The sequence below is a fragment of the Archangium sp. genome, from assembly GCF_036388035.1.
Taxonomy (GTDB): Bacteria; Myxococcota; Myxococcia; order Myxococcales; family Myxococcaceae; genus Archangium.
Map to the genome: position 1 here is coordinate 1 of NZ_DASVSO010000283.1, position 7,648 is coordinate 7,648.

8 protein-coding genes are annotated in these 7,648 nt (G+C 69.9%); 5 read left to right on the top strand and 3 right to left on the bottom strand.

All coding sequences use genetic code 11. The features are described 5' to 3' along the window. The coding region (locus VF697_RS11925) for a Tox-REase-5 domain-containing protein (RefSeq protein ID WP_331094385.1) at positions 1–511 on the top strand (511 nt) is incomplete at its 5' end. A gap of 21 nt (positions 512–532) precedes the next feature. Continuing rightward, positions 533–1,258, top strand: coding sequence for an immunity 52 family protein (locus VF697_RS11930; RefSeq protein WP_331094386.1), 726 nt, complete (start codon positions 533–535; stop codon positions 1,256–1,258). 2 nt (positions 1,259–1,260) lie between these two features. On the opposite strand, the gene VF697_RS11935 is transcribed toward VF697_RS11930, so the two are convergent. The 3 genes from VF697_RS11935 to VF697_RS11945 all read right to left on the bottom strand — a co-directional run bounded on the left by VF697_RS11935 (position 1,261) and on the right by VF697_RS11945 (position 4,886). Next, positions 1,261–2,379 carry a type IV pilus twitching motility protein PilT gene (locus VF697_RS11935; RefSeq protein ID WP_331094387.1) on the bottom strand — a complete coding sequence of 373 codons (1,119 nt, stop codon included), beginning with the start codon at positions 2,377–2,379 and terminating at the stop codon, positions 1,261–1,263. 2 nt (positions 2,380–2,381) lie between these two features. Further along, on the bottom strand, positions 2,382–4,121 hold the full coding sequence (locus VF697_RS11940) for a PilT/PilU family type 4a pilus ATPase (RefSeq protein WP_331094388.1): 1,740 nt from the start codon (positions 4,119–4,121) through the stop codon (positions 2,382–2,384). A 228-nt stretch (positions 4,122–4,349) separates the two neighbouring features. Continuing rightward, positions 4,350–4,886, bottom strand: coding sequence for a GNAT family N-acetyltransferase (locus VF697_RS11945; RefSeq protein WP_331094390.1), 537 nt, complete (start codon positions 4,884–4,886; stop codon positions 4,350–4,352). A gap of 289 nt (positions 4,887–5,175) precedes the next feature. Here VF697_RS11945 and VF697_RS11950 point away from each other — a divergent pair, with 289 nt between their 5' ends. The 3 genes from VF697_RS11950 to VF697_RS11960 form a co-directional block, all read left to right on the top strand. Beyond that, positions 5,176–5,877, top strand: coding sequence for a GTP-binding protein (locus VF697_RS11950; RefSeq protein WP_331094392.1), 702 nt, complete (start codon positions 5,176–5,178; stop codon positions 5,875–5,877). Next, a complete protein-coding gene (locus VF697_RS11955) occupies positions 5,874–7,370 on the top strand; it encodes an ATP-binding protein (protein WP_331094394.1) in 1,497 nt (498 codons plus the stop codon). Before VF697_RS11950 ends, VF697_RS11955 begins: the two co-directional genes overlap by 4 nt. A 10-nt stretch (positions 7,371–7,380) precedes the next feature. Continuing rightward, on the top strand, positions 7,381–7,648 hold a 268-nt coding region (locus VF697_RS11960; RefSeq protein ID WP_331094396.1), incomplete at its 3' end, for a thiamine-phosphate kinase.

The window sequence follows — 7,648 nt, forward strand, 5'->3', positions numbered from 1 at the left end:
GCGCGCGGTGGCAGTGGCGGGCCAGGCGCTCCACACCACCTACGTGTTGCACATGGCCACCGTGGGCGCGGTCGGCATCCATGGAGGACCGACGCCAAGCGGGTGGACGCCGCCTGTCGGCGGGCCCGGCCAGTGGGTGCCCAAGAACGAGCGCATGTCCGACCGCTCGCGCAGGTTCCAGAACAAGGTGACGAAGGCCCCCGCCGGCTGGGTGTACCGTGTCTTCCGCAACGGCGAGAAGGCGGACTTCGATGGTCGCGATCCCATCCACGGCACCCTGCTGGAGACCAAGGGTCGAGGCTACGACAAGCATTTCGACGCCAACCTCGACCCCAAGCCGTACTTTCAGGGAGCGAAGCGGCTCGTCAGGCAGGCGGCTCGACAGTTGAACGTGGCCAACGGTGTGCCCATCCGCTGGCATGTGGCGGAGTCCAGGATGGTCGACATCCTCAAGAAGCTCTTCAAGGAGAGAGGGCTCAAGGGCATTGACGTGGTTCACACGCCGCCCTAGCTCCCGGGGATGTCTCAGCGAATGGAAAGCTACTACGCCGCTGTCTACTGGGGATGCCGCGTGGAGTCCGCCGAGCAGTGTGCCGGGCGCGCGGAGACCTTCTTCCACCTCCTCTCGCGCTGCGACCCGGATTACACCCGCTGGTTCGAAAAAGCGGACTCGCTCAAGAAGGCGCTCCAGCTCCAATTCGAGCCCACCGCCGAAACGTTCGAGCGCTTCTTCAAGAGGAGGAGCTACAAGCTCGGAAGGGTCGGTTTCATCTTCGGGGCCTGGACGGGACATGAGGGCCGCGAGCACGGCGGCATGGCCGACCTGCTCTGTGGCTCTGACGCCCAGGGTGCTCCGAACAGCTGCTTTCTCTACCTTCCCAGGGAGAAGCCAGGGGAGGAGCGCGTGCTCACCGCACCCGTGCTGACCGAGGTGTTGCGCGCCATGGTGCTGGCCTGGGAGCCGGACTGGGGCGTTGTCACCTCTGGCGACTTCCGCGACAGCCTGTCGCAGGAGGGAGACGTCGGCACGTTCGTGGGCTGGATGACGTACTTCTCCTCCCCGCGAGGAGAGGTGCCTGCCCTGCCGGCCCCAGTGCGCGTGGCGTCGATCGAGGACAAAGGAACGCTCATCCAGCTCACCTCCGAGCGCATCAGCGCGGCCAATCCGGGACATGTGGCCCTGGCCCGTGGCGTCCAAGTCGTCCTGCGCGCGAACGGATTGCTCGAACCTGTCGTTTCCGGAGGTGCGGCGAGCTGAGGCTAATGGCCGCCCGATTCGAGCCCGAGCTCGGGAATCTCGAACTCCGGTTTGAGCCGCTGGAGCACCTTGGCGAAGGCCTCCTTGTCCTGGGCCTTCTCCAGGGCGGCCTCGGGGAGGATGGTGCCCGCGGCCACCAGCCTCTCCAGGTGCATGTCGAGCGTCTGCATGCCCAGCGCCTGACTCGCCTGCATCTTGCTGGCGATTTGAAACACCTTCCCCTCGCGGATCATCGAGGCGATGGCGCTCGTGCCGATGAGGATCTCGAGCGCCGCCACGCGGCCCTTGCCGTCCGCGGTGCGGATGAGCTGCTGGGCGACGATGCCGGCGAGGCCCTCGGCGAGCATGCCGCGCACCTGGGGCTGCTCCTCGGCGGGGAACGAGTTGATGATGCGGTCGATGGTGGCCGGCGCGCTGTTGGTGTGCACCGTGGCCATCACCAGCACGCCGAAGCTGGCCAGCTGCAGCGCCAGCTTCATCGTCTCGTTGGTGCGCAGCTCGCCGATGAGGATGACGTTCGGGTCCTCGCGGCCCGCCGAGCGGATGGCGTTGGCGAAGCTCGAGGCGTGGATGCCCACCTCGCGGTGCGTCACCTGGGACTTCGCCGACTCGTGGACGAACTCCACCGGGTCCTCGATGGTGAGGATGTGCGCCGGGCGCGTGTGGTTGATGTGGTGGATCATCCCCGCCAGCGTGGTGGACTTGCCGCTGCCCGTGGGGCCCGTGACGAGCACCAGCCCGCTGCGGCGCTCGGCCAGCTTGCGCACCACCTCGGGCGCGTTGAGCTCGGCCAGCGACAGCACTTTGCTCGGAATGGTGCGGAAGACGGCCGCCAGTCCCGTCGTCTTGTAGAAGTAGTTGGAGCGGAAGCGCGCCTTGTCGCCGTAGCTGTAGGCGAAGTCCAGGTCGAGCTCCTCGGTAATCTGCCGCTTCTGCTCGGGAGAGGTGAGCTCGAAGAGCAGCGCCTCCAGCTCGGGCTGGGTGAGGAGGGCCTCGCGCAGGGGCATGAGCTGGCCCCGGATGCGGCCCAGGGGCGGGTGGCCGATGCTCAGGTGGAGGTCGCTCCCCCTCTGTTCGAGGAGCTTGTCGAAGAGGGCGGCGATGCGCGGCACGGTGCTCATGGTCAGGCGGTCTTGCGGTTGAGGAGGTTGCCCATCTTGGACAGGAGCTGCTTGGCGCCGTCCGGGGAGGCGGGCGGCTCGGGAGGCGCGCCGGGCCGCTTGCCCGTCACCACCGCCTCCAGCTCGTCCGGGTTCTCGGCGTAGCCGCGGGCGATCTCCAGCGTCGTCCTCCCCGAGCGCACCAGCTCGGCGAGCGAGTCGTCGAAGCGCACGATGCCCAGCGACTTGCCGCGCTGCTGGAGGGAGGGAATCTGGTACGTCTTGTTGTCGCGGATGAGGTTGCCCAGCGCCACCGAGCCGGGCAGCAGCTCGGCGGCGGCCACCATGCCCTGGCCATCCGCGCTCGGCAGCAGGCGCTGGCTGACGATGAGGCGCAGGCTGCTGGCGAGCGTCATGCGCACCTGCGCCTGGTCCGCCGGGGGGAAGAGGTCGATGAGCCGGTCGATCGTCTTCGCCGCGCTGGGCGTGTTCATCGTGCTGATGAGCAGGTGGCCCGTCTCGCTGGCGGCGAGCGCCATGCGCACCGTCTCGGTGTCGCGCAGCTCGCCCACGAGGATGACGTCCGGGTCCTCGCGCAGGCTGCCCTTGAGGGCACTGGCGAAGGTCTTGGTGTGCGAGCCCACCTCGCGCTGGCTCAGCAAGGCCTTCTTGCGCGGGTGGAGGTACTCCACCGGGTCCTCCACGGTGAGCACATGGTGCGTCGTCTCGCGGTTGATGATGTCCACGATGGCCGCCAGCGTGCTCGTCTTGCCGTGGCCCGAGGGGCCGGTGACGACGATGAGGCCCTGGTGGTGGTGGGTGGCCTTGCCGATGTCCGCTGGCAGGCCGAGCGACTCGAGGGTGGGAATCTCGCGCGGGATGACGCGGAAGGTGCCCTTGTAGCCGGTGCGCTGGCGGGAGATGTTCACGCGGAAGCGGCCGGCGTGGCTCAGGTCGAGCGAGAAGTCACAGCTCCCGTCCCGGTCGAGCACGGGGCGCAGGCGCGCGGGCACGTGCGGCAGCAGCAGCAGCTCGGCCACCTCGGGGGAGAGGGTGGCGCCATGGGCCAGCAGCTCGCCGACGATGCGGAAGAGGGCGGGGCGGCCCGCGACGACGTGCAGGTCGCTCGCGCCCACGTTGCGCGCGTCCTCCAGCAGCATGGACAGGTCGCGCGCGGACTCGGGACGCACGACGACGCGCGGGCCCGGAGCGGCCTCCGCCACGGGCGGGGCGGGAGCGGGCGCGGCGGGAGCGGGCTCGGGCTGGGCGGGCTTGTCCTTGTCCGGAGCGATGATCTGGATGCCCACGCCCTTGGTGGCCTTGGGCGCGGGCTGCGCGGGGCGCGCCGGCTGGCCGGGACGCGGCGCGGGGGCGGGACTCGCGGTGGCCGGACCCGGCGCGGCGGGCCCGGGGGGACGTGCGGCGGGAGCGGGCGCGGGAGCGGAGGCTCCGGCCGGGGGCTGCTCGGCGCGCACCACGCGGATGTTGAGCACCTCTCCGCGACACAGGGCCCCGACGATGACGGGGCCCAGGCCCTCGAGGCGCATCGGCCACTGGCTCGGCTTGTCGGAGATGCTGGCGGCGCGGGCCTCGCCCACCAGCCCCTGGAGGATCGCGTACAGCTCGGCCGTCACGAGGGTGGCGTCGTCCACCGCCTCGAAGCCGCTGCCGCTCTTCACCATCGGAGGGCGCCCGCTGATCAGCGCGAGCTCCAGCACACCCGGGCGAGCCAGGTGGCGCAGCAACTCCGTGAGGGTCTTCATACGTGGTCCCACCTTCCCCGGCCGCGAGGGCACTCGGCCCGCCGGAGAATGGGTGCAGCATAGCTGGGATTTGCCACGGATTCTGGAAAGGGACCGGTGCCGGGGCCGGGCTGACCAGAAATGAAAACGCCCGGCCACCCCCCTTGCGAGGGGACGGGCCGGGCGGCTTTAGCGAAGGGCAGGGGGGCCATGGAGGATGTGGCCGCCTGTCCCCCGCTGAGGGTTGGCTCAGAGCTCCCGGGACATCAGGAGCCGGAGCTTGCCGGACTTCTTGGACACCACCGTGGCGACCGTGGTGAAGCCCGCGTTGCGGTAGAAGCTCACCGCCGGCGCGTTGGCCGGGTCCACCCGCAGGGCAATCGTCTTGCGGTACATGTCCCGCGCCACCTGCAGGGCGTGGTTGAGCACCGCCTGACCGACGCCGCGGCGACGCAGCTCCGGCTTGACGACGATGTTGCGCATGTAGGCGGCGCCTGGCACCGGGCCATCCCGCTCCACGGTCACATAGCCGACCAACTGGTTCTGCACCTTGGCCACATGGACGAAGGGCCGCAGGGCCGTCAGGGCCTTCAAGCTCTCGTCCAGCGTCTCACCCCGGCTCTTCCACGGCTCGGAGCTGGCGCGCAGGGCGGCCACGGACGCCATGTCCTCGTCGCTCGGCCCGGCGAACTTCACCACCGGCGCCAGGTCGTTGGGCAGGTTGGCCATGTCCGGCACTGGCATCGCACCCGCCTCCACGACCGGATCCACCCGCTTCATCGTCATGCCTTGCTCCTCCATCGCGTTACAGATCCTAACCGCTTCCCCGGTGCCCATGCACGTCCTCGGTTCGGCGCACATTTCCCCTCACGGCTGTGAGGGGGCCGGACCCTGCCAAACTGCGCACGCGGGTCCGGCATTCCAAGGCCGCCCGCTTCCGTCTCGTCCGGGCTCCCACATGCGGTACGGTGGGGGGCGGCTTTCAATGCCGAACACCTTTCACTATAAAAAACCATCCGCCCGGGGTGGGTTGGCCGAACCTCCCCCCTCCCGTTCGGCAACCTGAGTCCGGCACGTGCAACTCAACCACGCCCAGCGCGAACTCACCCTGAAGCTCGTCTACTACGGCCCGGGGCTGAGCGGGAAGACGACCAACCTGCGCTGCATCCACGCGCGCGCCCGAGCCGAGGCTCGTGGCCGCCTGCTCAGCGTGGAGACGCATGAGGACCGGACGCTCTTCTTCGACCTGCTCCCCGTCTTCTTCACCAGCAGCTCGGGCTTCAAGGTGAAGCTCAAGCTCTTCACCGTGCCCGGGCAGGTCGTCCATGACGCCACCCGGCGCGTGGTGCTGCAGAACACGGACGGGGTGGCCTTCATCGCCGACAGCCGCCGCAGCGCCGCCTCGGAGAACAATGCCTACTGGCGCCGGCTACGGGCCAACATGCGGGAGAACGGCCTGGACGCCTCACAGGTGCCGGTGGTCATCCAATTCAACAAGCGCGACCTGCCGGACGCCCAGACGGACGAGGAGCTGGAGGAGGCGCGCAAGCGGGGAGGCGAGCCGGTGGTGGGTGCCGTGGCCCTGCGCGGTGAGGGAGTAATGGAGACGCTGCACGAGTTGCTGCGAGCGGCCTGGCGCAACCTGGACGAGCGCACGCGGCTGTCGCGCAACGTCGGCCTGACGGAGAAGGAGTTCCTCTCCCACATCTTCCAGCAGATGGACCTGACGGGCACGGCGCTGGAGTCCCTGTACCCGCCCGTGGGGAAGTCGCGATGAGCGCCGAGAAGATGGGCTCCGGGGGTGAGATGGGGCGTGCCGCCGGCTCGGTGCTCCAGCGCGAGCTGGCGCTGACGGACATGCTGGACCCGGACACCTTCGGGGGCGTGGTGGACAGCCTCGGGGAGCTGTACCAGGTGGGCATCCGGGTGCTGGACACGCGGGGCCGCACGCTGGCGGAGGTGAAGGGCGGCAGCGGGGACTTCTGCGGCTACATCCATGCGTCCCCCGAGGGCCGCTCGCGCAGCGCGGCCCTGGCGGCGCGGCTGCACGAGGGCCCCCTGACGCCCACGCAGGGCGCGCGGTCCGTGCCCGGGACGAGCCCGCTGGGCGGGGAGCTGCTGGCGCTGCCGTGCTTCACCGGCCTGCGCTACCTGCTGATGCCGGTGCGGTGGGACGGCGACGAGCTGGGACGCGTCGTCTTCGGCCCCTTCGTTCCCGAGGAGCTCGCGGAGCCGCCGGCCTCGCTCGGGGAGCTGGCGGGGGTGGACGTGGCGCGGGCGCGCGAGCTGATGGCGCGCGTGCGGCGCCTGTCCGAGCACGAGGCGACGAAGCTGGTGGCGCACTTCGCCCAGGTGCTGGCGGCGCTGCTGGCCTCCGGGCAGAAGTCCCACCTGACGTCGCAGCTGCACCTCGAGGCGACGCTGGAGACGCAGCGGGAGCTGGAGACGCAGAACGCGCAGCTCATGCGGCTCAACCAGCGCCTGAAGGAGGCGGACCGCCTCAAGTCGAGCTTCCTGAGCACGGTGAGCCACGAGCTGCGCACGCCGCTCTCCTCCATCATCGGCTACTCGGAGATGCTGTCCGAGGGGCTGGTGGGCGGGCTCAACCCGGAGCAGATGCAGTTCGTGCGCACCATCACGGAGAAGGGCAACACGCTGCTCAAGCTCATCTCCTCCATCCTGGACATGAGTCAAATCGAAGCGGGCAAGGTGCGGCTCGCCTTCGAGTGGGTGGACGTGCAGGAGCTGGTGGAGAGCGCGCTCACGAGCGTGATGCCGCAGGCGCAGCGCAAGGGCCTGACGGTGACGGTGCGGATGCCGCAGGTGGTGCAGCCGCGGGTGGTGGCGGACCGGGAGAAGCTGCGGCAGGTGGTGGTGAACCTGCTGGCCAACTCGGTGAAGTTCACCCCGGGGGGCGGGCGGGTGGAGGTGCGGCTGTCGGAGCTGGGGCCCCAGCCGCGGCTGGGCGTGTCCGGCTACCGCATCGAGGTGGAGGACACCGGGGTGGGCATCCCGGAGGACCAGCGCGCGCGCATCTTCCAGAGCTTCTACCAGGTGGACGACAGCCCGACGCGCGAGTACGGCGGGGCGGGGCTGGGGCTGGCCATCGTGAAGAGCTACGTGGAGGGGCACGGCGGCCGGGTGGGGGTGACGAGCGAGGTGGGCAAGGGCTCGTGCTTCACCGTGGTGCTGCCACAGGAGCCGCCGCTGTCGGGTCAGGGGCCCGCCTACATCCCGCCGCCGATCGACACCGAGCCGGACCGTTTCTAGTGTGGCGCCCGTGGCCACCCCGGGCGAATTCACCCTCATCGACGTCTTCCTCTCCCAGTTCCCCCGGGCGCGAGTCCCCGTCGGGCCAGGAGACGACTGCGCCGTGCTCACCCCGGGCAAGGGCGCGCAGTGCATCACCACCGACGCGGTGGTGGAGGACGTGCACTTCACACGCGCCTGGTTCTCGCCCGAGGACATCGGCCACAAGGCCCTGGCGGTGAACCTGTCGGACCTCGCGGCCATGGGGGCGGTGCCGCGCTGGTTCGTCTGCGCGCTCG

Excerpts from the sequence above, each read along its gene's own strand:
- VF697_RS11930 (WP_331094386.1), top strand. The coding sequence starts at position 533 with ATGGAAAGCTACTACGCCGCTGTCTACTGGGGATGCCGCGTGGAGTCC.
- VF697_RS11935 (WP_331094387.1), bottom strand. The coding sequence starts at position 2,379 with ATGAGCACCGTGCCGCGCATCGCCGCCCTCTTCGACAAGCTCCTCGAA.
- VF697_RS11940 (WP_331094388.1), bottom strand. The coding sequence starts at position 4,121 with ATGAAGACCCTCACGGAGTTGCTGCGCCACCTGGCTCGCCCGGGTGTG.
- VF697_RS11945 (WP_331094390.1), bottom strand. The coding sequence starts at position 4,886 with ATGACGATGAAGCGGGTGGATCCGGTCGTGGAGGCGGGTGCGATGCCA.
- VF697_RS11955 (WP_331094394.1), top strand. The coding sequence starts at position 5,874 with ATGAGCGCCGAGAAGATGGGCTCCGGGGGTGAGATGGGGCGTGCCGCC.